This is a genomic window from Spirosoma arcticum, assembly GCF_054779955.1.
Genome location: NZ_BAAGXG010000015.1, coordinates 14,702 through 41,241 on the forward strand (window position 1 = coordinate 14,702; position 26,540 = coordinate 41,241).

The 26,540-nt window shown below is 54.2% G+C and carries 25 protein-coding genes; 11 read left to right on the top strand and 14 right to left on the bottom strand.

All coding sequences use genetic code 11. The features are described from left to right. The first annotated feature begins 64 nt into the window (after positions 1 to 64). From ACYVHB_RS25655 to ACYVHB_RS25675, 5 genes are read left to right on the top strand one after another with little or no spacing between them, the layout of a single operon-like run. Entirely contained in the window at positions 65 to 982 is a 918-nt protein-coding gene (locus ACYVHB_RS25655; protein ID WP_461054679.1) for a pyridoxamine 5'-phosphate oxidase family protein, read from the top strand. 4 nt (positions 983 to 986) lie between these two features. Beyond that, positions 987 to 2,033 carry a 2Fe-2S iron-sulfur cluster-binding protein gene (locus ACYVHB_RS25660; protein ID WP_461054680.1) on the top strand — a complete coding sequence of 349 codons (1,047 nt, stop codon included), beginning with the start codon at positions 987 to 989 and terminating at the stop codon, positions 2,031 to 2,033. Between the two features lie 5 nt (positions 2,034 to 2,038). After that, on the top strand, positions 2,039 to 2,443 hold the full coding sequence (locus ACYVHB_RS25665; RefSeq protein WP_461054681.1) for a nucleoside deaminase: 405 nt from the start codon (positions 2,039 to 2,041) through the stop codon (positions 2,441 to 2,443). Between the two features lie 31 nt (positions 2,444 to 2,474). Beyond that, positions 2,475 to 2,804: a DUF1348 family protein gene (locus ACYVHB_RS25670; RefSeq protein ID WP_461054682.1), complete on the top strand. Its 330-nt coding sequence runs from the start codon at positions 2,475 to 2,477 to the stop codon at positions 2,802 to 2,804. A gap of 4 nt (positions 2,805 to 2,808) precedes the next feature. Further along, entirely contained in the window at positions 2,809 to 2,901 is a 93-nt protein-coding gene (locus ACYVHB_RS25675; protein ID WP_461054683.1) for a DUF1348 family protein, read from the top strand. On the opposite strand, the gene ACYVHB_RS25680 is transcribed toward ACYVHB_RS25675, so the two are convergent. Then, positions 2,893 to 3,510 carry a helix-turn-helix domain-containing protein gene (locus tag ACYVHB_RS25680; protein WP_461054684.1) on the bottom strand — a complete coding sequence of 206 codons (618 nt, stop codon included), beginning with the start codon at positions 3,508 to 3,510 and terminating at the stop codon, positions 2,893 to 2,895. The two genes, ACYVHB_RS25675 and ACYVHB_RS25680, sit on opposite strands and share 9 nt — an antisense overlap. Before the next feature lie 238 nt (positions 3,511 to 3,748). On the opposite strand from ACYVHB_RS25680, the gene ACYVHB_RS25685 reads away from it, so the two are divergent. The 3 genes from ACYVHB_RS25685 (at position 3,749) to ACYVHB_RS25695 (ending at position 8,510) form a co-directional block, all read left to right on the top strand. Beyond that, positions 3,749 to 5,923 (top strand): heavy metal translocating P-type ATPase, encoded by a 2,175-nt coding sequence (locus ACYVHB_RS25685; protein WP_461054685.1) that lies wholly within the window; start codon positions 3,749 to 3,751, stop codon positions 5,921 to 5,923. A 259-nt stretch (positions 5,924 to 6,182) separates the two neighbouring features. Next, positions 6,183 to 6,380 carry a hypothetical protein gene (locus tag ACYVHB_RS25690; protein ID WP_461054686.1) on the top strand — a complete coding sequence of 66 codons (198 nt, stop codon included), beginning with the start codon at positions 6,183 to 6,185 and terminating at the stop codon, positions 6,378 to 6,380. A 798-nt stretch (positions 6,381 to 7,178) separates the two neighbouring features. Further along, on the top strand, positions 7,179 to 8,510 hold the full coding sequence (locus ACYVHB_RS25695; RefSeq protein WP_461054687.1) for a glycoside hydrolase family 2 TIM barrel-domain containing protein: 1,332 nt from the start codon (positions 7,179 to 7,181) through the stop codon (positions 8,508 to 8,510). Between the two features lie 13 nt (positions 8,511 to 8,523). Here the strand turns inward: ACYVHB_RS25695 and ACYVHB_RS25700 are convergent, their stop codons facing one another. The 12 genes from ACYVHB_RS25700 to ACYVHB_RS25755 form a co-directional block, all read right to left on the bottom strand. Then, on the bottom strand, positions 8,524 to 11,079 hold the full coding sequence (locus ACYVHB_RS25700) for a glycosyltransferase family 2 protein (protein WP_461054688.1): 2,556 nt from the start codon (positions 11,077 to 11,079) through the stop codon (positions 8,524 to 8,526). A gap of 186 nt (positions 11,080 to 11,265) precedes the next feature. Beyond that, on the bottom strand, positions 11,266 to 14,526 hold the full coding sequence (locus ACYVHB_RS25705) for an efflux RND transporter permease subunit (protein ID WP_461054689.1): 3,261 nt from the start codon (positions 14,524 to 14,526) through the stop codon (positions 11,266 to 11,268). A 57-nt stretch (positions 14,527 to 14,583) separates the two neighbouring features. Continuing rightward, entirely contained in the window at positions 14,584 to 15,588 is a 1,005-nt protein-coding gene (locus ACYVHB_RS25710; protein ID WP_461054690.1) for a heavy metal-binding domain-containing protein, read from the bottom strand. A gap of 26 nt (positions 15,589 to 15,614) precedes the next feature. After that, positions 15,615 to 17,312 carry an efflux RND transporter periplasmic adaptor subunit gene (locus ACYVHB_RS25715; protein ID WP_461054691.1) on the bottom strand — a complete coding sequence of 566 codons (1,698 nt, stop codon included), beginning with the start codon at positions 17,310 to 17,312 and terminating at the stop codon, positions 15,615 to 15,617. Beyond that, on the bottom strand, positions 17,309 to 18,493 hold the full coding sequence (locus ACYVHB_RS25720; protein WP_461054692.1) for a TolC family protein: 1,185 nt from the start codon (positions 18,491 to 18,493) through the stop codon (positions 17,309 to 17,311). The genes ACYVHB_RS25715 and ACYVHB_RS25720 overlap by 4 nt, the downstream gene beginning before the upstream one ends. 77 nt (positions 18,494 to 18,570) lie before the next feature. After that, positions 18,571 to 18,798, bottom strand: coding sequence for a heavy-metal-associated domain-containing protein (locus ACYVHB_RS25725; protein ID WP_461054693.1), 228 nt, complete (start codon positions 18,796 to 18,798; stop codon positions 18,571 to 18,573). 92 nt (positions 18,799 to 18,890) lie between these two features. After that, positions 18,891 to 19,424 (bottom strand): Spy/CpxP family protein refolding chaperone, encoded by a 534-nt coding sequence (locus tag ACYVHB_RS25730; protein ID WP_461054694.1) that lies wholly within the window; start codon positions 19,422 to 19,424, stop codon positions 18,891 to 18,893. A 48-nt stretch (positions 19,425 to 19,472) separates the two neighbouring features. Beyond that, positions 19,473 to 20,039 carry a helix-turn-helix domain-containing protein gene (locus ACYVHB_RS25735; protein ID WP_461054695.1) on the bottom strand — a complete coding sequence of 189 codons (567 nt, stop codon included), beginning with the start codon at positions 20,037 to 20,039 and terminating at the stop codon, positions 19,473 to 19,475. A gap of 69 nt (positions 20,040 to 20,108) precedes the next feature. Further along, positions 20,109 to 20,645 (bottom strand): DUF3347 domain-containing protein, encoded by a 537-nt coding sequence (locus ACYVHB_RS25740; protein ID WP_461054696.1) that lies wholly within the window; start codon positions 20,643 to 20,645, stop codon positions 20,109 to 20,111. 33 nt (positions 20,646 to 20,678) lie between these two features. After that, entirely contained in the window at positions 20,679 to 21,473 is a 795-nt protein-coding gene (locus ACYVHB_RS25745) for a hypothetical protein (protein WP_461054697.1), read from the bottom strand. 19 nt (positions 21,474 to 21,492) lie between these two features. Then, positions 21,493 to 21,933 (bottom strand): 5-fold beta-flower protein, encoded by a 441-nt coding sequence (locus ACYVHB_RS25750; protein ID WP_461054698.1) that lies wholly within the window; start codon positions 21,931 to 21,933, stop codon positions 21,493 to 21,495. A gap of 279 nt (positions 21,934 to 22,212) precedes the next feature. Further along, a complete protein-coding gene (locus tag ACYVHB_RS25755) occupies positions 22,213 to 22,659 on the bottom strand; it encodes a hypothetical protein (RefSeq protein WP_461054699.1) in 447 nt (148 codons plus the stop codon). 178 nt (positions 22,660 to 22,837) lie between these two features. Here ACYVHB_RS25755 and ACYVHB_RS25760 point away from each other — a divergent pair, with 178 nt between their 5' ends. The 3 genes from ACYVHB_RS25760 (at position 22,838) to ACYVHB_RS25770 (ending at position 24,870) form a co-directional block, all read left to right on the top strand. Then, positions 22,838 to 23,182, top strand: coding sequence for a four-helix bundle copper-binding protein (locus ACYVHB_RS25760; protein ID WP_461054700.1), 345 nt, complete (start codon positions 22,838 to 22,840; stop codon positions 23,180 to 23,182). 641 nt (positions 23,183 to 23,823) lie between these two features. After that, positions 23,824 to 24,414, top strand: coding sequence for a Crp/Fnr family transcriptional regulator (locus ACYVHB_RS25765; protein WP_461054701.1), 591 nt, complete (start codon positions 23,824 to 23,826; stop codon positions 24,412 to 24,414). 66 nt (positions 24,415 to 24,480) lie between these two features. Continuing rightward, a complete protein-coding gene (locus tag ACYVHB_RS25770; RefSeq protein ID WP_461054702.1) occupies positions 24,481 to 24,870 on the top strand; it encodes a RidA family protein in 390 nt (129 codons plus the stop codon). 424 nt (positions 24,871 to 25,294) lie between these two features. On the opposite strand, the gene ACYVHB_RS25775 is transcribed toward ACYVHB_RS25770, so the two are convergent. Further along, positions 25,295 to 26,536 carry a PepSY-associated TM helix domain-containing protein gene (locus ACYVHB_RS25775; RefSeq protein WP_461054703.1) on the bottom strand — a complete coding sequence of 414 codons (1,242 nt, stop codon included), beginning with the start codon at positions 26,534 to 26,536 and terminating at the stop codon, positions 25,295 to 25,297. Positions 26,537 to 26,540 lie beyond the last annotated feature (4 nt).

Genomic DNA, 26,540 nt, shown 5'->3' on the forward strand with positions numbered 1-26,540 from the left:
GCCGGGTAAGCAATAGCATTGCCCGGCTGACTGCTCATCACTTCACCCTGAAACACCCATAGTTATGAACACCGCTACGCCCTTCCATGCCGGTGAATTGGCCGTGCAAGCCCAGGTCGGCGAAGAACCCATTGCCCGGCGAAACGGGCAGGTGATTACCGACCGGATTCCCAACGGTGCCCTCAAATTCGTGGACAAACAGCCAATGGTTATTGCCAGTAGCCTTGATGCTGACCAGCACGTTTGGACTTCCTTGTTGGCCGGTACGCCGGGCTTTGCCATCGCCGAAACGCCTTCAGTAGTCAATCTCGACACCACTCGTCTGGTCTCAGCCCGCGACGATATTTTTTGGCACAATGTTACGGGCCAACCGGCAGTGGGTCTGTTGTTCATCGAACTCAGTTCTCGCCGACGATTGCGGGTCAACGGGCCAATCGTGGCCGATGGAACCGGGTTTCGGCTGACGGTGGGCGAAGCTTTCCCACTTTGCCCCCGTTACATCCAGCGACGCGAAATTGAGGTGACTGCCCCCGTTGGTTTACCCGACGCGCCCACGTTTACCGGAACCACCCTGCCCCCCGACTTAATGGACTGGATTAGCCGGGCCGATACGTTTTTTGTTGGTTCAGCCCACGATGCCGACCACGTGGATGCGTCGCACCGGGGCGGCAAGCCGGGGTTTGTGCAGGTTGAGAACGCCCAAACGTTGCTCATTCCTGACTACAATGGCAATAGTATGTTCAATACGCTGGGTAATCTGGCCGTAAATCCGGCTGCCGGATTACTTTTCGTGGACTTCGACGCGGGCGAAACCCTGCAACTTACGGGACGCGCCGATTTGCTGTTTGGTGAGCCAGGGCAGACTGACGATACCGGTGGCACGGGTCGTCACTGGCGGTTTCACCTGCATGGCTGGCGACGGCAGGCCAGTCTCCGCAGCGTCGAATGGACGTTCGTGGAGTACTCACCTTTTAACGTCTAACGCCATGCTCAGGCCGTTTCGCGTCACGAAAAAGGTTCAGGAGAGCCAAACCATTCGCTCATTTTATCTGGAACCCGCCGACGGGCAAGCCATCGACGACTATCAGCCCGGTCAGTATATCACGTTGCGGCTGACGTTGCCGGGCCGGGTCGAACCCGTTCTTCGATCCTACACGTTATCGGCGGCTCCAGGCCAGTCGTTTTATCGCATTACCATCAAGCGTGAAGGGTCGGTAACGGAGCCGGGTTTGGTATCGGGCTTTTTGCACGACCAGGTTGAGGTTGGCGACATCCTGTCGGTAGCGGCTCCGAAGGGTAATTTCATTCTGTCAGCCGTGTCGCGCCGTCCCGTTGTGCTATTGAGCGGGGGCGTAGGCATTACGCCTATGTTGAGCATGATAGAGACTATTGCTCAGGAGCCAAACCCCCGCTTTGTCTGGTTTCTGCACAGTAGTTTGAATGAACAGGTGCAGCCAATGGGCCAGCGATTACGGAAGCTGGCTCTTGTCCATCCCCACATTCGGATGCATATCCATCACAGCCAACCTACTCCCTGGGAAACGCCGGGACAGGAATACGATGCTATCGGGCAGCTCGATCTTGCTTTTCTACGAAGTTATCTTCTCGATCATGATGCTGATTTTTACCTCTGTGGTCCGGCTGGGTTTATGGAAGCCCTCTACGATGGATTGCGAACATGGGGCGTTCCCGATGAACACATTTTTTACGAATATTTTGGTGAGGGGAAGTCGCTGAGTCCATCACCCAGAGCCGATTTTTCCAACTCATTAGCGACTACGTTTCGCGTAGAGCTGGCGAGGTCGGGGCAGGTGTTGCGTTGGCAAAACAGTACAGATAGTTTACTCGATTTGCTGGAGGCCAACGCCATCTATCTGCCCAACAATTGTCGGCAGGGAACGTGTATGACGTGTAGCACGGGTTTGGTATCAGGGCAGGTTCGTTACAAGCCGGAGCCGTTGGCCGAGCCTTTCGAGGGGGACATTTTGGTGTGTTGCGCCCGTCCCGAATCCGATTTGGTGTTAGACCTGTAAACCCAATGAAAGTACATGAACCATTCATGCAGCGTTGCCACGAATTAGCTGAACAGGCTGCCCAAACAAGTAATACACCGGTTGGCTCGGTCGTGGTACGTGAGGGCCTAATCATAGGGGAAGGGCAGGAAGCCACCCGACCCCGAAACGACATTACCTGCCACGCCGAGGTAGAAGCCATTCGGGATGCCGTGCATCGAACGGGTAGCGTCGATTTATCGGGTTGCCACCTTTACAGTACGCACGAGCCGTGCATATTGTGTTCGTATGTGATTCGGCATTATCGGATTGCGTTGGTCCTGTTCGAGGTGGCTGTACCGACGGTGGGCGGGGTCCATTCGCCGTATCCTGTATTAACCGCAACGGACATTCCGGTTTGGGGACCACCACCCACCATTATAAATCTCTAAAAAACGACCTGTAAAATTGAACCTGATTACTATGAATGCAATTATTGCCCCTCCCTTTACCCTCGAAACGGCTCGTGCAAAAGTGCAGATGGCCGAAGATGCGTGGAACACTGAAGACCCCGACCGGGTATCGCTGGCTTACACGCCTGACACGGAATGGCGCAACCGCACTAAGTTTCTGAACGGGCGTGACGAGGTACGGGCGTTTCTGACGCGCAAGTGGCAGAAAGAACTGGATTACCGACTCAAAAAGGAATTGTGGGCTTTTGTGGATAACCACATTGGGGTTCGTTTCGAGTACGACCGGGTCGCCGGAGCGATGGCACAACCAGAGCGGGCAGTGGTTTCGGAGTTATGGTAACGAAATGTGGGAATTTGCACTCAATGGTTTGATGAAGAAGCGATTCGCCAGCATCAATGATCTACCTATTAACGAATCAGAACGGAAGCTACGGTGATTGAATAGGTTGATTTGCTCCCTGCTGCACCGCCTGTTTCTGCTGACGTACCTGACGGAAGTACGAAGGAGTTAGGCCGGTTTGCTGGCGGAACTGGTTGGAGAGATGTTGCACGCTACTGTAGCCGGTACGGTGAGCGATTTCCGTAAGCGTTTCGTCCGAGTACACCAACCGTTCTTTTACTTTATCAATGCGCCTGGCAATGACGTATTTTTCCAGCGTAACGCCTTCGGCTTTAGCAAACTGCCCGCTGATGGTATCATAATCCATCCCCAATTCCTGCTGAAGCCTGGCCGATAAGCGGGCTTTAGGCTCGCTTAGATCGTTCGAGTCGAAAAATGCATCGAGAAACGTTTTGACACGTTGGTGAACAGTCGTTTTCTGATCCTGAATCAGACCGAACCCCTGCCCGGCTAACGCCTGGTTGATCCGCTCCAGGTCGCTGTCTTGTATTAGGCCTGCCAGCGTGACCTGTCCCAATTGACTGTCCAAGATATTGAAACCGAACTGATTGAGTTCGGTTCGTACTACGTCGATGCATCGGGCGCAGACCATCCCCCGTACCCGTAATGTAGTCTCATCAGTTGTCCGTATCGCCGTAGTCGTCATCTTGCTCAGTTCTCTAACAAATGTCCCTCAAATTCATTGCGGCAACCGCACCGACGGTTTGTACAATCAACACGGTAACAAACAAAGCTACGTTCGCGACTGACTACCCGGCTTGCAAAATTCAGGCAGGAACTTGCAGAATTTATGCCGAATGCTCCTTTTTGTCAACTTGCCAGTTATGAAGGCAGGGTATCAGCCTGAACGCTACTTCCATGTTCTCTTAAAACGAATCAAGTTTATGGCCCATCAGCATCAAGACCATCCGCCAAAGGGCGAGTCACCCGCCGAGCAGCAGGCCCTACAACACATTGGGCACGACGGACACAGCGGCCCGGATAGCGCGGAAGGGCATCAAGGCGGAACAGGCATGAACCATGCTGCGATGGATCACGGCCCGATGAACCACAAAGCTGAACACGGTGGACACGGCGGTCATTCAGCAACCGGACATGACCACGCAGTAATAATTACCGATTTTCTACGCCGGTTCTGGGTCTGTGTGCTCTTGTCGGTGCCGGTGGTGGCGCTGTCGATGATGTTTCAGGAATTGGTGGGTTACCAGTTAGATTTTCCGTACCGCGAACCGCTTGTTGTCTTGCTCGCGTCGGTCATCTACGTTTATGGTGGATGGCCGTTCCTGACCGGTATCGTGGGAGAACTGCGTAACCGACAGCCCGGCATGATGACCTTGGTCGCGGTGGCCATCACGGCCGCTTACGTCTACAGTGTCGCCGTGTCATTCGGGTGGCTCACGGGCATGGACTTCTTTTGGGAACTGGCGACGCTGATCGACATCATGCTGTTAGGGCATTATTTAGAGATGAAATCTGTCGCCGGGGCCTCGCGTTCGCTCGAACTGATTGTCCAGATGTTGCCCTCGGACGCGCACAAGGTAGAGTCGGACCGCCGAAACGGGGATAAAATTACGGATGTCAAGGTCAGTACGCTGACGATTGGCGATGTCGTACTGGTACGATCCGGCGAACGTATTCCGACCGATGGGGAAGTGGTGGAGGGCGACAGTGCCGTCAACGAAAGTATGCTGACGGGGGAAAGCGTACCCGTGCAGAAGAGTCAGCAGGATACCGTTATCGCTGGGGCGGTCAATGGCGAAGGGTCGTTAAAAATTAAAGTGACCCACCGGGGCGAAGACAGTTACCTCAACAAGATGGTCAAGATGGTGGAGGAGGCCCAGAATGCCAAGTCCCAAACCCAGACACTGGCTGACCGTGCCGCTGGCTGGCTGACCCTCATTTCGTTGTCGGTAGGACTCATTACGCTTGTAACCTGGCTGTGGGCGGGTAAGGATGTGGCCTTTGCCGTGGAGCGGATGGTGACGGTGATGGTCACGGCCTGCCCCCACGCATTGGGTGTAGCCATTCCGCTGGTGGTCGCTATCTCTACCGCAATTTCAGCCCAGAAAGGCTTGTTGATCCGCAACCGCACCGCTTTTGAAGAAGCTCGTAAAATCACGGCGATGGTCTTCGACAAAACCGGTACGCTGACCGAGGGCGAATTCGGCGTAACCCGCATCAAGGTACTGGTCAAAGACACGGACGAGACCACGTTACTGAGCATAACCGCAGCGCTGGAGCAACAGTCGCAACACCCGATTGCTCAGGGCGTTGTGCGCGAAGCCAAAAAACGGCAACTGGAGTTTGCTACCATCAGCGATTTTCAATCCATTACGGGTAAGGGCGTTTCCGCAACAGTCGACGGGAAACGGGTCGTGGTGGTCAGTCCCGGTTATCTAAAGGAGAAAGGGATCGAGCAACCCCAAGATGCGTTCAGCAGTGGCGCTGAAACGGTCGTGTTCATCGTCATCAACGATCAGTTGGTGGGGTTCATAGCCTTAGCGGACCGCATTCGGGCTGACTCCAAAGAGGCCGTCCGACGATTGCAGGAATCGGGCATCAAGGTCTATATGGCTACTGGCGATAACCAGAAAGTAGCCGACGCGGTCGCTAACGAACTTGGCTTAGACGGGGTTTTCGCCGAGGTATTACCCGACCAGAAAGTGACCATTGTGAAGGACTTGCAGGAAAAGGGGCAATTCGTGGCCATGACCGGCGATGGGGTGAACGACGCACCCGCACTAGCTCAGGCCAACGTAGGCATCGCCGTTGGTTCCGGCACCGATGTAGCCGCCGAAACCGCCGACATTATTTTAGTCAACAGCAAACCGACCGACATCACCAATCTGGTCGAGTTTGGCAAGGCTACCTACCGAAAGATGATTCAGAACCTATTCTGGGCGACGGGTTACAACGTCATTGCCATCCCGCTGGCGGCCGGGGTGCTGTACCCCAATTTTGTGCTCAGTCCGGCCATTGGTGCGGTGCTGATGAGTGCCAGTACGGTGATCGTGGCTCTGAATGCGCAGTTACTGAAGCGAAGTTTGAGTAGCCATTAAGAGGCCACAGCCCGTTTCAAGCCAACGGAGCGGCTTTGGTTCGCTTGGAACGGGGAAAACCGAAACTACGGAGGAATGCCGCTTAAGGGCGAACCCATTGACGAGCCTTGTTGAAAAGCCCGCAAATAACGTTCCTTTACAAGATTTCGCTGCTCCCTTACAGAATTACTGGGTTTGGGTGACAAAGGGCAGGGGAACCGGTCAACACGGCATTATCACTGCTTTTTTCGTGCCATTTTATAACCCAATCGCTAAAATCATGAAACAGGACAATCAGGCAAATGACGTACCTATCCTTAGTGATGTAGACCGGTTTTACATTTTGATGGAACCGCTTCACGGATTGGTTGAGACCCAAAACTCAATTGAGTTGGACCAATGCAACGCGCCCGACGAACTACCTCAGGCTATCATTGACCGGGCTGTTAAGGTTAAAGCGATACTAAGAAGGAGTTAACATAAATGAAACTGTTGCCAAAGCAACGGTGAGTGCTCAATTACAGTGAGCTCAGTTAGGTCATAAACCATCTCAACTTACGGATGAACACGTTTTTGTGATTCGCCATAGCCCTGTTATTCCTTTCTTACCAATCCGCGTTTTGTAAAAAGGTCAAGTCGATTCGGCCAGAAGCGAAATCAGACACCGTTCAAGATCGGCAATGGACACGTGGATATCTTCGGCAATCGCGTCAATATCTAATTTGACCTTTTCTCCAGAGCAATAAGCTGAGTAGCGAAGCCCCATTACTTGAGCCAACTAAAGGAAATAGTTGGTACGTAATTAGCTGAAATAGCTCGAAAAGGTGCTTACCTGACTCACACCAGAAGGTGTTAGCAAACGATGGGCCGTGTGGGTGGCCCCAGTATGAGAAGCGATTTTACATGTAGAAGCTGTTCATACCATGTATATCAATTTTCCATGATCGACAAATCTTTTAATGGTCATAGTTGCTAATTAGGTTTACCACGTATATCTATTACTTAAGTTTTATTACTTACGGTAAACCTAATTAGCAATTAATAGACAAAATTGTCAATATCACGGATATTGTGTAAAACGCATTTTTCGGGTAGCTCGTCTTGTAGGTAGTACTATCAGCATCAGTCATCCATTCAGCCGTCTTGTCCATTGCCTAAAATAACTTATAAGCCGGTACTGGTAGCTAATCGACGGCACTTACAGGTTTTAGCCCATTTATTGTAAAATTCTCTGTAACAAGTGGCCAAAAATAGTTTACGTAGTCACTACTGCACAATGACAACATACTCCAATCAATGTCAATTAGTAGCTTGGTCGCTTTGCTCGCTGTTAGGGCTGTTCGGCGGGTGTCAGGAAACCAACCGAACCCAACCAACGACGGTGAATGCAGCGGCTCCAACGACTGTTCGTTTCAACGGCACATCATACGAATTGCTCCGGCATGGCAAGCCTTACTTCATAAAAGGGGGGGGCGGGGTTAGTCACTTTGAGGAGTTAAAAGCTTGCGGTGGCAATTCAATTCGGGTTTGGGACGACATCGATGCAGGCCAGATTCTGGACGAAGCCCAGACACTGGGTCTGACGGTCATGTTCGGTTTATGGGTAGAGCGCGAGATGGAAGGCTTCGATTACGATAATCAGGCCGCTGTTGAGCAGCAATATGAGCGAATTAGAAAAACGGTACTCCGGTATCGTAACCACCCGGCCCTGCTCCTGTGGTCCGTGGGCAATGAGTGGGCACTGGAAGCCAACAATTTCAAGGTTTACGACGAGGTAAATCGACTGTCGAAATTAGTCCACGGACTTGACCCTAATCATCCGGTCAGTACGGCTATTTCACCCGACAGTAAACGGGCTATCCGGTTGGTTAGCCAGCGGTGTTCCAACGTGGACATACTGGCGGTTAATTCGTACTCAATGACTAAGCAGCTCAACGAGTTTTTTCAGGAAGGGGGCTGGACCAAGCCTTATCTCATTTCGGAATACGGCGCACCAGGATATTGGGAGGTACCTTTAGCTCCCTGGGGTGCCCCTGATGAACCAGATAGTCAGCGAAAACTAACGGCCGTCCGGCAGTTTTATCAGCAACATGTTCGCGCCCATCCCCCTAATTGCTTTGGGGCTTATTTATTCTACTGGGGCCATAAACAGGAAGAAACGCATACTTGGCTCAGCGCCTTCGACGAGCAGGGTCGCCAAACGCCTTTGGTGGGCCTGATGCAGGAGCTTTGGTCGGGTAAACGGCCTGCTAATCTGGCCCCGGTTATGGAGCGCTTGCTAATTGACCGGCAGGCCATAGCCCACCGCTCGTTTAATGCATCAACCGCCCTGCACCAGGCTGAAATACGAGTGACTGATCCCGATGGTGATTCGTTGACGTATAACTGGGAGCTTAAACCCCGTGCGCAGCAGGGTACTGATTACGTTGGCGTTCCCCGCTTAGCCATGCAGGGCCTGTTGCTGTGCACGGACAAGCCAACCATTACGTTTCGGCTTCCCCCCAAGCCAGGCCCCTATCGCTTGTTCGTCAATGTGTACGACACGCACCGGCACGTGGCAACCGCCAATTTTTCGTTCGAGGTAAGCCAGACCAAGCAGCCTGATTAAGGCCGGGTTGTCGTTACCGTTTGGCCTGTATGACCATTTGTGCGGGACGGTGGCGTTCTAACGCGGCCTCGTCGGCAAAGACAATGCCCCGAATTTGCGGATACCGCTCCTGTATCAGTTCAGTAGCTTCGGTAGTCCACCGGCGGCCAGCCGAACCACCCGCAACCGATCCTAGCCGGGTAATCAGGATCGGTTTCTGCCGGATGCTGTAGTCCACGTGCGAGCGCACGGCCACGTAGGAAAGCTGAAAAAGAGCCGCGAACGAATGTTGTCTATTGTCGGGTGCCTTATCCGGGTCATTGACCACCGTAAACCCCAGCCAGTCAACGAAGTCTCCTCCCGGATAATACGCAACCAGCGACGCAGGCAACCCGGGACACCACACCCAGGCAATGGTATTGGCCTGCCGTTCCCGGCAGAACCTCACAACGTACTGCCAGGCCCGTTGGCAGAGTACCAGATTACACTCCTGAACTAAGCCCCATGGCTGGGCAGAGTTATCAAATTCGGGCATGAAACTGGCCAGTACCGGTCGGTTATAGGTTCGCACGTCACGGACGAACCGGTCCAGGGCCGCGTCGCGTTCGCCGTTCAGAATGCTCATCAGGAATGCCCGCATGTCGGTTTCCAAACCACCCCGCAGCCCGGTCGGCTCCAGGTACAGCAGCGGTAGCTGATTAGTAAGGTTTGAACGTACGGGAATTTCAATCGTTGAGCCGGACGTAACCGGCCAACGGAGGTGATGCACCCGAATGGGTTTTTCCGACGACTGGATACGGACCAACGGAACGGATGAAGGGGAAGCCAGCCCCGTGTAAAAAGCCTGGGTGTTGGCGAAGCGGAGGTTAATGGGAGCATCGGCCATTTTGCTCTGGTAAGTCAACCAGGCCACACTAATAGTCAGCAGCACGACGCCACTTAAGAGGAGAACGGCCGCCCGGCGGAGCCAGTCATATAAACCATAGCGTAAATTCCAGACGATTATCCGGATGCTCCAAAGCTTTTTTCGTCGGTCCGACATCCGGGCCAGCCAGTTGGTCACGTGTAACAGCGTTAATTCCTGACCAGCTACCACGTTGAGCATCAGAATCAGCCCATTCAGCAGACCGAATCCAATCATCAACTGGAAATAAATATTGTTGAGGGTAAACCGGCCGTACCAATAGATGCTATACCCAATGGCACCGAGTGTCAGCAGACCCATGAGTAGGTTGGGCAGCACCAGCAGAAAATGGTTCCGGGGCTGGTCGTCTTTGGGCGTAGGAATGTACGGCACTTTTACCCGGAACAGCGTATAGACCAGTCCCAGCACGTACACCCACCAAGTGCCACTGGCTACAATGCCCCCCACTAAGTGAAACCCGGCTTCGTGTTTCTCAATGAGCCATCGCTGTGCGTACTGCCGAATCAGAAAGCCCGTCAGCAACAGGGGAATATAGACAGTACCAAACAGAAGCAAATCGACTTGCAGGGGCAGGCGCATGGCCACTAAGGAAAGAATGGGAATCAGCAAATCGAGGAGTTGTACGGTGCCCAGGAGGCAATACAGCGGCATTGTTCCGTAGTGTAATCGCTGCCGCCCCGATAGCCTACTGAACACGGCTGGGTAGGTGGTTACGAGCAGTTCAAACGTGCCCCGTGCCCACTTGAGCTGCTGTTTGTAATACGCCGACAGAGTAGCCGGTACCAGGCCATAGGATAGCGGCAGAGGAACATATACCGACTGCCAGCCCCCGGCATGGAGCCGCATGGCCGTGTGCATGTCTTCTGATAACCCGTTCGCATGACCACCGATGGAATCCAAAGCCGCCCGGCGAAAGGTGCAATTAGCTCCGATAGCCTGAGCAGTGCCATAGTTGCTCATGCTGGTCATCATGGGTCCGTAGAAGCTGTAGGTCTGCTCGGTCGCCCCAAAAGCCACCACGCTTTCTTTACGGTTGTAGTAGCCTTGTGCGCACTGCACAAAACCCACGGATGGGTTATCGAAATAGGGCAGCACGTGGTCTAAAAAGTCGGGCACCGGCACATGATCTGGGTCAATAATTAGACAAATCTCCCCGGTGGCCTGCCGCATGGCGTTGTTAATGTTCCCCGCCTTCGCATCCGTTCTGTCTGTGCGCGTGACGTGAATAACACCCAAATCGGCGCATAGCTGTCGCAGGTACGGATCGTTGGCTTCATCGCACAGGTACGCCGTGTGGGGGTAGGTTATGCACTGAATAGCCTGCAAAGTGTTGACGACCATTTCGCGTGGCTCACCAGTGCAGTAGGTAGTCAGCACATCCACGGACCAGGTCCGCGTCGGCGTCGGCGGGGTGGTGGGCCGCACCTCCCAGTAATGATACCACTCGTGTAGCAGCCGGAGTAGCTTAAAAACTGCCGATACCGTCAGCATTCCAAACAGCCACGAGTATCCCCGGTTTTCAGGTTGAAAATAGACCCACAAAAAGGCCACCATGAACAGCAGACCAATGACAATCAGCACCCGCAGGGGCTGGTTGTCACCTGGTTTAAACGAGAAGCTGTATTGGTCGTTGGGAGAGGGATCAGTAAACGTGGGCCATTTCATGGACAGGCTAGGTAAGTTGCTATGGCCTTTAGACGCTACGCGCCAGGAACGGTCAACGAATTTTGGCGGTTTCCCATTGACTTTGTCACATCTACCTATTTCGGCCAGATCAAAGTCGCTGTGATATGGCCCGACCCGCTGTACAACTGCACCCGGTTCATCGACGTTTACGATTTGTTCCCTCTCCTACCGACGTTCCGTCAGTTCAGGTTCAGCCGGGCTGTCGCGCCGGCGCACCGGTTTGGCAAATGGGACCGTGTTTACCAGCGTATCGTCGGTATTAAAATTACCCTGATTCCGGTTCCTGAAATACGTCGCCAACGCCCGCTTGCCGAACTGATGAAACACAACCGGCGTGACGATAATATCCAGCAGCGTACTCGACAACAGACCGCCCAGAATGACCGTCGCCACTGGATACAGAATCTCCTTACCAGCCGCCGAGGCATCCAGCGTGAGCGGGATCAGGGCCAGCGCGGCCACCAACGCCGTCATCAGCACGGGTACCAGCCGTTCCAGCGAACCCCGGATAATCATTTGGTCCGAAAACGTTTCGCCTTCCTGCTCGATGAGGTGGATGTAGTGCGAAATCATCATGATGCCGTTGCGCGAGGCAATGCCTGTCAGGGTAATGAAGCCCACCAGCGTGGCCACCGAAAACGTACCACCCGTCAGCATCACCGCCACCACGCTGCCAATCAGGGCCAGGGGCACGTTGAGCATAATCTGCAACACGATCCGCGACGACTTAAAGTGGCTGTAGAGCACTAAGAAAATGCCCAGGATCGAAAAGATGCTGAGCAGACCGATCAAGTTGGTGGCTTGTTGCTGACTCTCGAATTGCCCCCCGTACTGCACGAAATAGCCCGTTGGCAGTTTCACCTCCTGTGTCACTTTCGACTGTAGCTCGGTCACGGTACTGCCCAGATCCCGCCCCTGTACGTTCGCCGAAATCACGATTCGGCGGAGGGTGTTTTCGTGGGCGATGGAGTTGATGGCCGTCGTGTAGGCAATGTCGGCGACCTGCTCCAGCGGAATGGCGTTACCCTGAGCATCGCTGATCTCGGCCCGTTTGATCTTCTCGATGTCGATGCGTTCGTCGTTCTGCACCCGAAGCAGAATGTCGAACGTCTTGGGGCCGTCGAGTACCTGCCCGGTCACTTTGCCGTTGTAAAACACTTCCAGATTTTCGGCCACGCGGCCCGCCTGAATGCCGTAGCGTTGCAGGGCATCGCGTTTGAGTCTGACCATTAACTGCGGCACCATCACCTGCTTTTCGATCTGCACATCCACCACGCCCGGCACGGTGCCGATGGTTTGCCGAATCCGGTCGGCATTGGTGCGTAACTCGTTGAGGTCATTGCCAAAGAGCTTGATGGCCACCTGCGCCCGAACGCCCGACAGCAAATGGTCGAGTCGGTGCGAAATGGGTTGGCCGATGTTGACGGTCACGCCTTTGAGCTGATCCATTTTCTGCCGAATATCGGCCAGCACCTCGTCCCGGCTTCGGTCGGAGGGTTTCAAATCCACTTCGATTTCCGAGTTGGCGGGTGGTTCGGCATGTTCGTCCAACTCCGCCCGCCCCGTCCGGCGACTGACGTACTGCACCTCCGGCACTTGCATCAGTAGCTTTTCACCCACTACGCCGATCCGGTTCGACTCTTCGAGCGATGTACCCGCCGGGGTCGAGAAATTAATGGTGAACGAGCCTTCGTTGAAGGGCGGCAAAAACTCCGTCCCGAAAAAGGGTACCAAACCCGTTGCGGCCACAATCAAGGCGACGGCCACGCCCATAACGAGCCGGGGCCGCCCTAACCCCCAGTGCAGCAGGCGGGTATCGTTTCGTTTCAGCCAGCGCACCAAACCGCTTTCTTGCTCGTGGTCATTCGTGGGTTGGGAAACCGGAACGCCGGACCGCCGTTTTTTCCAGAACCGCCAGTTAATTGGTCGGCTGGGGTTGACCAACAAATAGCTACACAGCGCGGGCGTGACGGTGAGCGACACGATCAGCGACGCGACAATAGAGGTGATGTAGGCGATACCGAGCGGAGCAAATATCCGGCCCTCGATGCCCTGCATATAAAACAGGGGAATAAACACCAGCACCACGATGATGGTGGCGTAAACAATTGAGTTACGCACTTCGGCACTGGCCCGGTAAATGACTTCCAGTGTAGGTCTTGGTTGGGCCAACTGCCGGTTTTCGCGCAAGCGTCGGAACACGTTTTCCACGTCCACGATGGCATCGTCCACCAGTTCACCGATAGCGATGGCTAAACCGCCCAGCGTGAGTGTATTGATGGAAATATCGAAGGCTTTAAAAATAATGGCCGACACGACCAGCGACAGCGGAATGGCCGTCAGGGTAATAATCGTGGTGCGGAAATTCAGCAGAAACAGAAACAGCACGATGACGACAAGGATAAATCCGTCGCGGAGGGCCTCTTCCACATTCTGGAGTGAAGTTTCGATGAAATGCCGTTGCTGAAACAGGTTCGGGTTGATCTTGACGTCGCCGGGCAGGGTTTTCTGGAGTTCGGCTAAAGCGACCTCGACCTTTTTGGTTAGCTCGACAGTGCTGGTGCCGGGTTGTTTTTCAACGGTCAGAATCACGGCGGGTTTGCCATTCACGCTGGCATCCCCCCGCTTGATAGCTCCGCCGAATTTGACCTCGGCGATCTGCGACAGCAGCACCGGCAGCCCGTTCCGGTTCGCCACGACCGTGGCTGACAAATCGGCCAGCGTCTGCACCCGGCCCACGTTACGAATCAGCACCTCGGAGCCGTAGCGGTCGAAAAAACCGCCCGTCGTGTTCTGATTCGTTCCCTGTACGGCCTGGTCGACGTCGTCAATGGTCAGCCCGAATTGGCGAAGTTTGGCCGTACTGATGAGTACCTGGAATTGCCGCCGTTCGCCCCCGATGGGGATTACCTGGGCTACGCCCCCGATGCTCATGAGTCGTCGGCGGATGGTAAAATCGGCCAGAGTACGTAAATCAGCCGCGCTGGTCGTGTCGGATGTCAGACCCACGAGCATAATCTGGCCCATCACCGAACTGATCGGCCCCATCACGGGCGTTATCCCGCCCGGCAACTGAACGGTTTGTAGTTTTTCCGCCGTCAGTTGGCGGGCGCGGTAAATGTCGGTCTCCCAGCCAAACTCCACGAAAACCAGCCCTAAACCCGGCGAGGCCACCGACCGTACAATCTCCACCCCCGGCGACCCATTCAGCGCGGTTTCGACGGGCAGAATCACCTGCGTTTCGATTTCTTCGGGAGCCAGGCCGTTGGCTTCCAGAAAAACCGTTACGCGGGGCCGGTTTAGGTCGGGCAGCACATCAACGGGCAGGTTGACGACCGTGTATACCCCGTACACCAATACCAGAGCCGCGAACGCCACGACGAACAGGCGGTTGGCCAGCGAAAAATGAATGAGTCGATTGAGCATAGTTGGTAACTCCCCTCAACGGCGAGGGATCGGGACGGCCGGCCGCAGCCGGGGGGTTTATTTCACAACGATCACGTAATCCGTGGTGCGGACTTTGCCATCAGCCTGGAACTGAACCCAGCCCCGATAAACCCCGGCTTTCTCGAAGGTGGTGTGCAGGTCAAACTTGCCGTCTTTTACTTCGGGGTGAACGTGCAGGTAGTTTTTGTCGTCGACACCTACCACGACCATGTGGGCTTTGGCCCCTAAGTAATTTTCGAGCGCAGCAGCATCCATTTCCTGGCCGCCTTTTTTCAGTACGCCCTGAATGTGCGCCAGTTTACCCACCTCGAATTGACCACCTTCCGGCACCAGATCGAGCGTATATCCGTCGGCGGTTCCACTGAGTTTGGGAGCTGAATACGTCACCGGCGTGTAAGGTGTTCCACCAACGGCCAGCTCTATTTTCTCCAACTGGGCATTGCCGCCGGTCGGCATATAATCGGCAAACAGCAGGTAATCTCCGCCTTTGGGAAAGCGAGTTTCGTTTTTGCCCGGCCCTTCCGTGAAGGCTTTGCTGGTCGGCAACAGGGCAATGTCGTAACTGCCCGATGCCTGGTAGTCCGGATGAATGTGCTCGAAGTACGACAGGTCTTTGCTGACGACGATGAGGTGAATTTTTCGCTCGTGGTGCAGGTCCAAGGGCACCAATTCACCTTCGCTGCCCTTCACGCCCGGCGTAAACGACAACAGGGCCGCTTTGCCCGCTTCGACCTGACCCGGATTGGCCTTGAAATTCATCACGTAGGTCTTCCCGTTGCTTTTGCCCGCGTTGTCGTTGTGTTCGAGTTTCATGCCGCACTTGGGACACATATCACCTTCCTTACCCGTCACTTCGGGGTGCATCGGGCAAGCGTACGTATGCTCACCACTGTGTTCATCGGCATCCGTAGTACCGGTGGCATTCACGGCGGTGGTTTCGGTAGTCGTTTCAGCTTTATCCGCATTGTTGCAGGAACTAACAAAAGCACTGGTGCTAAGAGTTATCAGCACGATGGCCGTGATGTTGAATTGATTACGCATTGAATGAATTGGTTTGTTGAAAAAACTTATTGGTTTAAATAAATCATTTTGGCCTGGTAGGTGCCGTTTACGACCACCCGCTCGTCGGCTTCCACGCCGGTCAGAATCTGGGTGGACGAGCCGTTATCGGCTCCCGTCGTGACGTAAGCCAGGCTGACGACTTCGGGCGAATCTTTGATGAAAACCACCGGCTTGCCGTTCATTTCGCTGATGGCGGAGTTTGGCACCGATAGCCCCCGCGTTCCCTTCGCCGACTGCACCCGGACGGTGACGAACTCGCCGATTTTAAAGGCCCCGCCCGCGTTGTCCATCTCGAACAGCAACCGCTGCGACTGATTCGATGCGTTGATCGTCTGGGCCTGCGACAACAGCCGGGCCACGCCCGACTTGCCCGCGTCGTTTACCCCCGTCACTCCGAATGATTTAGCGGAACGAACCACCGCTAAATCTTTGTCGAATACCTGGGCTTCGATGTAGACTTTCCCCAGATTGGTGATGGTAAACAGAGTCTCACCAACGTTGACCGTCGAGCCAATGGCCGACGTAAATGGTCCGACGATACCACTAACGGGGGCTTTCAAGCGGACAGACCGGGCATTCCCCCGACCACCCTGCGCGATGCCATTGAAAACCTTGAGATTGGCCTGCGCCCGGTTCAGGCGGGCTTCGGCTGCGGTCACGTCCCGCTTGGCAGCAATATCTTCGATGCTTTTCAGCCGGTCGAAGTCTTTGCGGGCTACCTCCAGCTCCGACAGTAAGTTGTTGCGTTCAGCCTGTAGGTTGATCTGGGTAGCCGCGTCAATGGTTTGCTCGACAATGGCCAGTGTTTGCCCTTTGCTAACGGTTTGCCCCACCCGAACCAAGAGGGAGGTTAAGCGGCCCACCTGCGGTGATTGCACCACCGCCTGCCCGGTCGAGGAAGGTAAAACAGTACCGGCCACCGTCGTCGTCTGGGCCTGCTCCCCGGCTGCGAGCCGCTGGGTGAGGATGCCGAATAAGAACTGCGTTTGTTTCGGGATGGCAAACGTCCTCGACGTACCCCCGCCCCCGGTTGCCCCCCCGCCGTGGTCTTCGTCGCCATGCGCGTTGGCCCGCTGATAGGTGGCCGTTGGCAGCATACCCAGCAGAACGGCAATACTGACGGCTACCCGACGGTTCCGTATCCGCATCAACCCGAACATCAGGACCATCCCCAGCAACAGCCCACCGCTCAGCAGCACAAACGGGTTTTCATACCAGTGTGCGTGGGGTTGTTCGGTGCTGGTTGCGGTGGCTATCGGCAGGTCCTTACCCACTTCGATTTTTGGTAATAGCAGCAGGTCAGCCCCCGGTCCGGCGTTCAGCCGAACTGCCAACGAGTACGTTTTTTGGGCGGGAAACGTCCCGCTTAGTTCGTAAATACCCTTCCCGGTTGTTTTTACGGCGATGGTGAGCTTATTGTCTTCGGGGCTGCTCAGTTGCAGCGCTGCCCCTTCGACGGGTCGGTTCGTGTTGAACTCATTGATGTACAGCCGTAGGGTACCCGTTTCTCCCGCTACCAATGGTTCGTAGTGCAGCACCAGTTCGTATTTATCCGAAATGGCCTGACTGGTAAAGTACGTCAGGGCAGTACCGCCAGGAGATTTTGCCGCGCCGTGGTCGTCGCCATCATGGGCCGAAGCGATCTGGCGGGACAGCGCGAAGAAAATGCCGAACAGGACCGTGAGTTGCGTTAGCTTGCTCATAGATTTCCGGTTAAATAGTTGATAGTCAACAGGGACTGGTTATAACTACGCAGGACCTCCAGATAGCGCAGGCGAATGGCGTAGGCATCGTTGATGGTTCGCAGATAACTGACGTAATCGTTCTGCCCGCTCTGAAACAACCGCCGAGCGGTATTGATGAGGTCGTTGGATTGCCGAAGGGCAGTGGTTTCGTAGTAATCGAGTGAGGTTCGGTATTTGGCAAAGTCTCCCTGCGCCTGTTGCAGATCCACCGACAGCGATTGCACCTGGGCTGATGTACGCTGGCGAGCCAGTTGCAAGCCGGTCTGAGCGGCCACCGTGCGGCTGCGGTACTGGCCAAACCAGACCGGCAGCGTTAGGCCAAACCGAAACCGGAGTTGGGTCGGCGTTTCGCGCGACGACTGATTGTAATACCCGACCATAATACCCGGTAGTGATCGGGCGCGTTCCAGCCCGATTTGCCCCGCACTGATGGCTTCCGTCTGACGGAAAAGCGCCAGTGACGGGTTCTGCCCGAACGCGGCTGAATCAGACTCCGCCGGGGCAAAACCCGGCCCATTTCGGGCCAGGGCCACTACCTGGATGGACTCCGAACGTCCCGACAGCCGTCCTAACTGCCGGGTTATGGTTTGTACATCGGCACTGGCCTGATTCAGTTGATTCCGCACCTCACCCGCCTGCGATTCGGCGAAGGTTTTGGCGAGGTAGTCGATTTGCCCGGCGGCAAACTGCCGTCCGGCAATTAGTTGAAGCTGATGATAGACACTGTCCTGAAACTGATACTGTTGGCTTAGTGCCTGGGCGTACTGGAGGGCCAGATACAGATTCCGCACCCGAAACCGAATGTCGTTTTGGGTGATACGTTTTTCGATTTGGGCCAGGTCAATCTGCCCTTTTTGAAGCGCATACTGCCGCTTATATACGGTCGGCAACTGAAACGACTGATTGATGCCGATGGTATAAAACGCACCGCTGGGGCTGTCGGTAAAAACATCCAGATTGGGAATGGAATACGCTGCTTTAAGCAGTTGGCCGGTCTGTCGGATGCTCAGATCAGCCGCCCGAACTGCCGGGCTGTTGGCCACCACCAAGTCAACGACCTCCGTTTCAGAGAGCGTTGTCTGAGCATTGGCGGGAATGGCCCATATCCAGCCGACCAGCAAACAAATCAATCGATTCATTCAATAAATGGTTAAACGGCATTGCGTAAAAAAAGCCGCCTGATGGGGCGGCTTTTCAGGAGCGGAGGAGATACCAGTTAGGGTAACACCTCGGCCTTAAAGCCCGCCTGTTGAACGGCTGTTCGGACGGCTTCGGCCGTTACGCCGAAACCTTGGACCGCTGCCGCCTGTACAGTCAGAATCTTATCGGGGTTCTGCGTGTCCACTTGCCAGTTGCCTTCGCCAACCGATTGGTTCAGAAAAGGCGTTACCGTGGCAATGCAGCCCCCACATTTGATATTAGTCTTCAAGGTGATCGTTTCCATGTTCTTTGTGCTTTTACCGTTTTTAGGTAGTACAAAGATCGTCTGGAAGTGACGCCCGGCTGTTATACAATTCCCGCCCGGTCTTGCAATTTTTAGTTTGTATAGCCCCGAAGCTGGCTGTACTGGTTGACCTGCTGAGTTGTTAGAATCTGCTTGGCTTTCAGGTGCGCGTCAAGGTGCGTGAGCCGGAGTCGACCCTGTAGTATCGCCAGCGAATCAACCGCAGTCTGCACCGCTTCGGGAGTTGCTTTGCCCAACGCAAATAACTTATCGAGCGATGTTTCCTGCTCGACAATCTGTTTGCCCAACCCGACAGCCCGGTTGTGCATAGCGTCGTAAGCTGCCTTCATTTGCTCTTTCTGACTGGCTGTCAGGGCCAGTTCCTTTTCTGCTTCGAGCACGTGCATCGGTCCCGGATACCCATTTAGTTCGGCAGCTTTGGCTAAACCCATACCCCGCCCGTTGAGATAACCACTCACGTCCTGAGCGGATAGAGCCTTAATGGTGCGGTTGGTGTCGGCTTGATACGGTGAGGGGTGACCGGCATGTTGCGCCCACACACGGGGAGAAATCAGCAGGATCGCTATGAAAACGCTCAGTCGGATGAACATGGTTATGATGGACATGGTTATGATGGCTAAAATTGGTTGTTATCGTTCTTTATTCGTTCGTTATCAAATCCAGTCCAGCGGATTGCGGTCCGGGGTCTGTTGCCCCCGGTAGGCGGCTGGCGTCAGACCCGTGATCTGCTTAAACTGGTTGGTCAGGTACGCGACACTGCTGTACCCCAACTGCCGGGCAATCTCGCTAATCGACACTTCGTCGTAACTAAGCAGTTCTTTGGCTCGTTCGACGCGCTGCAAAATCCAAAACTTCTCGATGGTCAGGTTCTCCGTCGTTGAAAACAGGTGGCTCAGGTGCGCGTAGTCTAGCCCAACCTGCTCGGCCAGATAGTCCGACAACGTCGTTTTCAGTTCGGCGATACGCCCGCTCTGGATCAACTCGATGATGAGCGATTTGACCTGATTGACGACCCGCGTTGTGCGGTCGGTGAGCAGGGCAAAGCCGTGACCTTCCAACACCGGGCCGATGGTGGCCAGATCGGCCAGCGGCTCGGTGACGATAGCCCGCCCCAGTTCGACCCGCGCGACCGAATAGCCCAACCGTTCCAGTTCGTCGCGCACGATCCGGATGCAGCGGTCGCACACCATGTTTTTGATATGGAGTTCCTGTAGCGCCATTGTAGGGTAAATTAGCCCGGAAAGAGCCGAACGCCGAAGCGTCGGGTTCTTATTTCCGGGACGGTTCGCTTAGATCTCTTCTTTCACCGAGCCACATTTGAGCATCTTATCCCCGTAGTAGGGGTTGCGCACTTCTTTCTTGTCACTGAGCCAGGAAGCGCCCTTGCCGCCAGCCGCCATCGGGCAATACTGCACGTAGGTTGGGGCCGGTACGCCGGAGCGGGCCTCCCGCTTGGCGGGTTTAGTGGCTTTGGTCAGGGTAATCATGCTGGTCGAGAGCATCTCGAAGTGCTCGCGCTGGTTATTTGCGTCACCGGTTTTGCTAATCGCTGTCGCATGGATTTTTGCCATCGCGAGGGCTTTCTTGTCGGTAGCCGACAGGTTGGCGGCATCCACTTTGCTCAAAGCTGACGATAAGGTCGTTGCCCCGGTTTTCGCTTTAGCCGCGTCGGTGGCTACCAGCGCGTCTTTCACGGCGAGGTAAGCGGTCAGCGCGGGAGCGGTTGACTGGGCCCAAGCAGCTAGTGAGAGCAGAGACAGGCCAAGCGTGGCCACGGCTAATCTTGTGGTTGAGAATCCTGAGATTGGAGAAAAAATGGGTTTCATGGATTTACAGAATTGGATTGGATATAACATGATTTAAGCGTTTGTTGGTAATCGTCGTCCCCGCTTCGGCTTTCGCCTGAGTTGGGGCGACGAGATAAAATAGAGTACAAAGCCCGATGAGATAGTCAATAGCCCCAGCACCGAGAATGTCCGGAGAATGCTGTTGTTAATGTCGTCGCGGCCTTCGTAGTCCATTGTGTGCAGCATCCACAGCACATCGAAAATGCGCCAGGGGTCGGTTCGCACACTCTGCACGGTGCCAAGCTGAGCCGCTACGTAGACCGTCGCGTGGGCGGGCTGCTGAAACGTAACAGCATAAGCAGGGAGCGGTTTTTCCCGGTACTCGTGGTGGCCATTGGTGCTGGTCAGGTACTCGACCTGCTCGATAACCGACGAACCGGCAAAATGCCTCTGGGCCAGGGCCGTAGCTTCGGCTTTAGTGAGTTCGCCCCGCAGTTTGCCGGTTCGGGCATCGGCCAACTGCGTGTGAGTCATGGCATGACCACCCCTGCGTACCATTCGGTAGTTAATTTGATAGACCGGTTGCCTCAGCACCTCGATAAGCTGCACACTCGTAATCGAATTGGTCGCATCGGCGACCCGACCGGGTTGCTGACTCATCGTCAGTATGGACGCCGAGGGTGACACCAGCGACAAACTGAGCGGCAGGGCCGTAGCCGGGCGTTTAAGGTGGTCGCCGTGTATATCATCGAGGTTCGACCAACTGAAATACAACCCGCCCACTGTCCAGAGCAAAAACTGAATGCCGATAAACAGCCCCAAATAGCGGTGGGTTTTGCGAATGCGAAGGTGCCAGATACGATTCATCGGTCAGGGTCTTGCCGGTTTAATTCATGTGGGTGTGCCCAGCCTGAAAGCAGTGCAGCGCACAGGCCGACCCTTTGAAACTATCGTGCACGTTGCCAATCTTCTGGCCTTTCGCATCGAAGATGTCACAGGTTTCGTCAGGGTTACCCTTAATGGTGAACATCAGATCACCGTTCGCATTCATGTACGTTTTACCGTCCTTTCCCATCTTGCCCATTTTTTTGCCGGTTTTTGCATCAATTAAGTTTCCCTGTCCATCGACAAAGGCGATTTTCTGACCCTTCGCATCCTGAATCATTCGGTCTTTGGTAACCAACCCGACGGCCGCGCCTTTGCCGTCTTTGATTTGACCAGCCGCATTAATCGTCATGGGCTGTTTGTAGTTAGCCGACTGGCCAAACAGGAAAGCGGGGCTGAACAGCAGCGCGAAGGCGAGCATTAATTTTTGTACGTGTATCATGGCAGTAGTGATTAGAAGACGACACTGATTTGAGCGCATGACCTAATGCGAGCGTGCTAAAAAGCGGGTTGACCTGTCTGGTATGAGTAATCGCAAGAAAACCCCTATCTTAATAAACTGGCAATTAGTTAATCAATAGGAGAGGGCGATGCCGTTGGCCTTCTGCCCCTCAGAGTTGTTCTATGGTGAAGGGTTGAAGAAACGGACAAAACGCCGTATGCCCGCCGACCAGGATGCCAGAAGGCATCCGTCAACGAGTGGCGAAGCAGGAAAGCAGGTTTAAATCAGCCAGGTACAGCCGACAGTAAGCCGGTAACGCCCGGTTCGGTGAAGCGGGGCGTCTGCGATGGATGGCACCGACGACAGCGCATCAGTCGGCAAAAGGGACGCTAATAACAGTCGGAACTGTGGATTGGGAATAAAGTCAGCAGGCTGAGGAGTGGCCAGGTTGTGTTGATCGGCGACAAAACGGCTGACATCGAGATGCTCGTAGGAAACCGTCGTTTTACAGCAGGGCAGCTTTTTGACGACCGGCCCTTTGGATATGGGTACTGGTTGTTCATCGGCTTGGCAAGGTTTGGCGCACCCTTTCTGATCCAGCAATAGCGATTTGGTATGCCCCCGCATCTGGCACCAGTGTTCGACCATACCAAAGCCCGTACTGCTGAACAGTACCACGAGGGCCAGCCAGCAGCAAATCAGGCGAGTATGAATCGATGGTTTCATTGGATGCATTTTATCGCTACAAATTTACGCGCTTTCTACACAGTGGTAATTACAGGATTCACCCAGACCCTTACAAAATTTGTGGAAGTAGAATAGAACATGAGCCAATGGGATACATGCACATAACCTATTCTCTGGTTAAAGGTTAAGTGATTGATAATCAAAATCAAACATAGTTATGTCAACTCCCTTAGCACCCCAGCAGTACCAGGATTGTATCGATGCCTGCCAGGATTGCGCTGTAAGCTGCGATGCCTGCGCTGACGCCTGTCTGGGTGAACAGGATGTAATGATGATGGTGGATTGTATCCGGCTCGACCGGGACTGTGCCAAGATATGTTACACGGCCGTTTCATTCATGGCCAGCGGTAGCGCCCACGCGGCCGACGTGTGTCAACTCTGCGCTCACATCTGCGAAGCCTGCGCGGCCGAGTGTGAAAAACATGCGACCCACATGGATCACTGTCGGCAATGTGCCGAAGCCTGCCGCCGTTGCGCAGAGGCTTGCCGTAAGATGATTTAGGGCACTCACAGCAGGGCGGCTTAGTACTGAATCTTAAGTCGAAATTCCGCAAACGAATAGTATCTACGGAATTTCGACTATGAGTCAGTTGGTGGATAAACTTGGACGGCAACCAACTGCTCAAGGCAGGCTCGGCCATTCCTTCCTCGAGCAGTTGAGCGAGGTATAACGTTATTTCCATCCCGATGTGATTGGCGCGAATCCAATGTGCACGATACTTCCACAGAGGAATAGTCACTGTCTATCGTTGTCTGTCCATCAGCTTCTTACGCGCACACCGTGATCGGAAATGAGCACTGTTTTTATGACGAATAAAAGATTAAAAATAAGTGATTATCGGCTTACAGTAATGCTCCGTTTCCTTTAGGCGAAAAATAGCTCGATTATCCCCCGTCAGGCCTCTGGTACAGGTTACGTCGCGTTTTCTTTACGCAACTTACCTGTTTATATCCCTACAGACTCCCCTCCTACTCGACCGGCCGTTTCGGCCAATAAATGGGTAACGAATGTCATTTAATGAACTTGTTAATTTGCTATTAATGAATGAGTTGCGTTAATATCACTTACCGCTAAAATCGTTCAAGAAACCCTCCAAAAAAATTAGTCTGGAGAAAGCAAGGGTTCCATAGCCATCTAACCCCATGCAGGAAAAAATAAGGGAACACATCGAAGTAATAGTACCGCTTACGGATGATGAATTTGCCTTTGTGTGCGCTCATCTTACTTTTAAGCGTCATAAAAAACGTGAGCTTCTGATTGAAAAAGGCAAAAGCGTACCGCATTGTTATTTCGTAGTATCGGGGCTTTTGAAGTTAGCTTACAATGATGAATCGGCAAAGGAACACATTGTTGCCTTTGCGATGGAAGACTGGTGGGAAAGTGATTTCTTGGCTTATTACACCCGCACCAAAGCGACCATGTCGTTGCAATGCCTGGAAGACACTGAGGTGTTGTGCCTGTCGCTGGAAGACTATCACAAGTTGTGTTCCGGCCTCCAGAAGATGGAACGTTTCTTTCTGGTCAAAGCGAATGGCGGTCTCATTGGATTACAAAGCCGCATCCTGTCTTTCCTTACGTCCAATGCCAAGGAGCGTTACGAACAGCTCCTGAAACGGTATCCCGCCCTATTCCAAAGAGTGCCCAAATCCCTCATAGCCTCTTATTTAGGAGTTTCGCGCGAAACTCTCAGTCGGCTTTTGTCACAGACTCATCCGCACTTACCCGAGTTGTGACTTTTGTCACGCAACATAATCATGTACAGTTCTCAGCTTTGCCGTCCACAAACAAAAAACAAAAGCATGGAAAAAAGAATCATTAATCCCTGGCAGTGGCAGGATGAGAAAAGTTATGTACAGGCCGTTGAGGTAAAAGGAGTATCAAGCACGCTCTATGTTTCAGGACAAGCGGCAGTGCTCGCGGACGGACAATCAAGCGATGCGGACATGAAAACGCAGGTGCTACTGGCCATCCAAAACCTGGAAAGCGTGCTCGGCCAGGCGGGGTACGAACCCCACAACATTGTGCGGTTGAATATTTATACAACTTCGACCGCCGAATTCTGGCCGCACTTTCCGATTTTTCAGGAGTGGATTGCCCAGCATGGCATCAGGCAGGCCACCTCTCTTTTCGAAGTAAAGGGCCTTACTGAAACCTTGAAATTTGAATTGGAAGCGACGGCTGTAAAATAAACAAGAGAAGGAATGGCAGCGCAAAGGCGCAGTAGTATTAATGCCAAATCTTAACGGCTCCGGTGCCCTCAAAAAATTCCACTGATTCCGGCTGGGGTTGGCCAGGATTACATGTGAGTGAAGCCGATTTTTTGTTCCCTCGCTTCGGCCTAGCAGTGGCCGGTCCGCCAGTGCGGCCCCACTCCGATTCCAACCGACTGTACCGAAATAACCATGCTACCAAAAAGCCGCGTCAGCAGAATCTGAGCGCCGCTTTTTGGTGGCATTTAGTGTACCGGTGTAATCACCTTTCCAACCCAATCGGTAACAGACGTTAAGCTGCAACACAATATTGTGGCAGGTTTTATGCCCCGATCGCTCTTACAGCACAACCGCCAACTGGCTGAGTGGGAAAGGATTTGACAGTAACAACAGTTACGCATGGTCAGGAATGAGTTGAGTGAGCGGGTAAAGACCGGGGAGTAGGAAAGGGCTGTTCACGGATAGCAGGCCTGGCTTTCTTCGCTTTTTTTCGTCTACCCCACCAGATCAGAAAACCCGTGACGGGCAGGCTAGCCAAAAATAAGGCTGCCCCTGAGGACAGCACCTTCGTCGGCCAGCCGTAGATGCTGCCGACATGAATGGCGTAATTGGAGTTGCGCCAGGCTGCCCCTGTGGACTTATCTTCCTGCCGAACGCGGTGTAGCAAGGCGCCCGTCTGGGCGTGGTAAAAAAGCTGGTCACTGTTGTCCCAGCCTGGTGCGCTGAACCGCAGAAACGCCGATAACTCTTCACCACCGCCCCCCTTTTTAGGTTTCACTGCGCCCAGATTGGCTTCCGTCCAGGTCGGTCGCTGGCCTTTCATATGCCGCAGGGCAGTTTCTTTTGGCCACTGACCGGCCCCGGCGAGTCGGTCGGGTTCGGGGTGTTGGTTGGCGGCAAACACGGTTTTTGGGTCGTTGCCCAGCAGCCGGTAAATGCTGTTGGTCCACCATTTGAACGTCCAGACCAGCCCTGTTGCAGCAAAGAGCAGAATGAACAGGTGGGTGTAGAAGCCGCCTATGTTATGCACGTCGTAGTTCACTCTGCGCCATTTGGCGTTCCATTTTACCGAAAACCGCTGTTTCAGCGCGGCCTTGTTCTTCGGCCACCACAGTACCAGCCCCGTCAGGGACAGTATGATGACGAACAACGTGGCGAAGCCCACAATGTAATGCCCGATGTCGTGGCGCAGCAGCAGGTTCTGGTGCAGACGGCGCGTCAGGTCGATTGGGTTGAGGAGCATGTCCACCACGCCCAGCACCCGGCCCGTGTAGGGGTCCACGTAAACGCACTCCCAGTACTCGTAATCGTCCCAGTGGGTCCAGCCCGGCGCGGTGTCGGGCCGGTTCTGGTAGGTGCCGAAGACGTAAGCCCGGCGCGGGTCGGCCCAGACCTGTACGCCCTCGATGGGGTGACCTGGCACGGCCCGCTGGGCGTTCTGCCAGAGCCGATCGAGGGGCAGGGGGGCCGTAGTTTGTGGCGTTACAAACACATAGTCACCGTAGTACCCCTCAGTCAGTTCGTGGTCCCAGGCAAACACGGCCGCAGCCGTCATACTCACCAGTACCACCAGGCCACAGGCCAGTCCCAGCCAGAGGTGGAGTTTTCCGACGATTCGGTTTGCCGTAAGTTTCTTAAACGTCATGGCT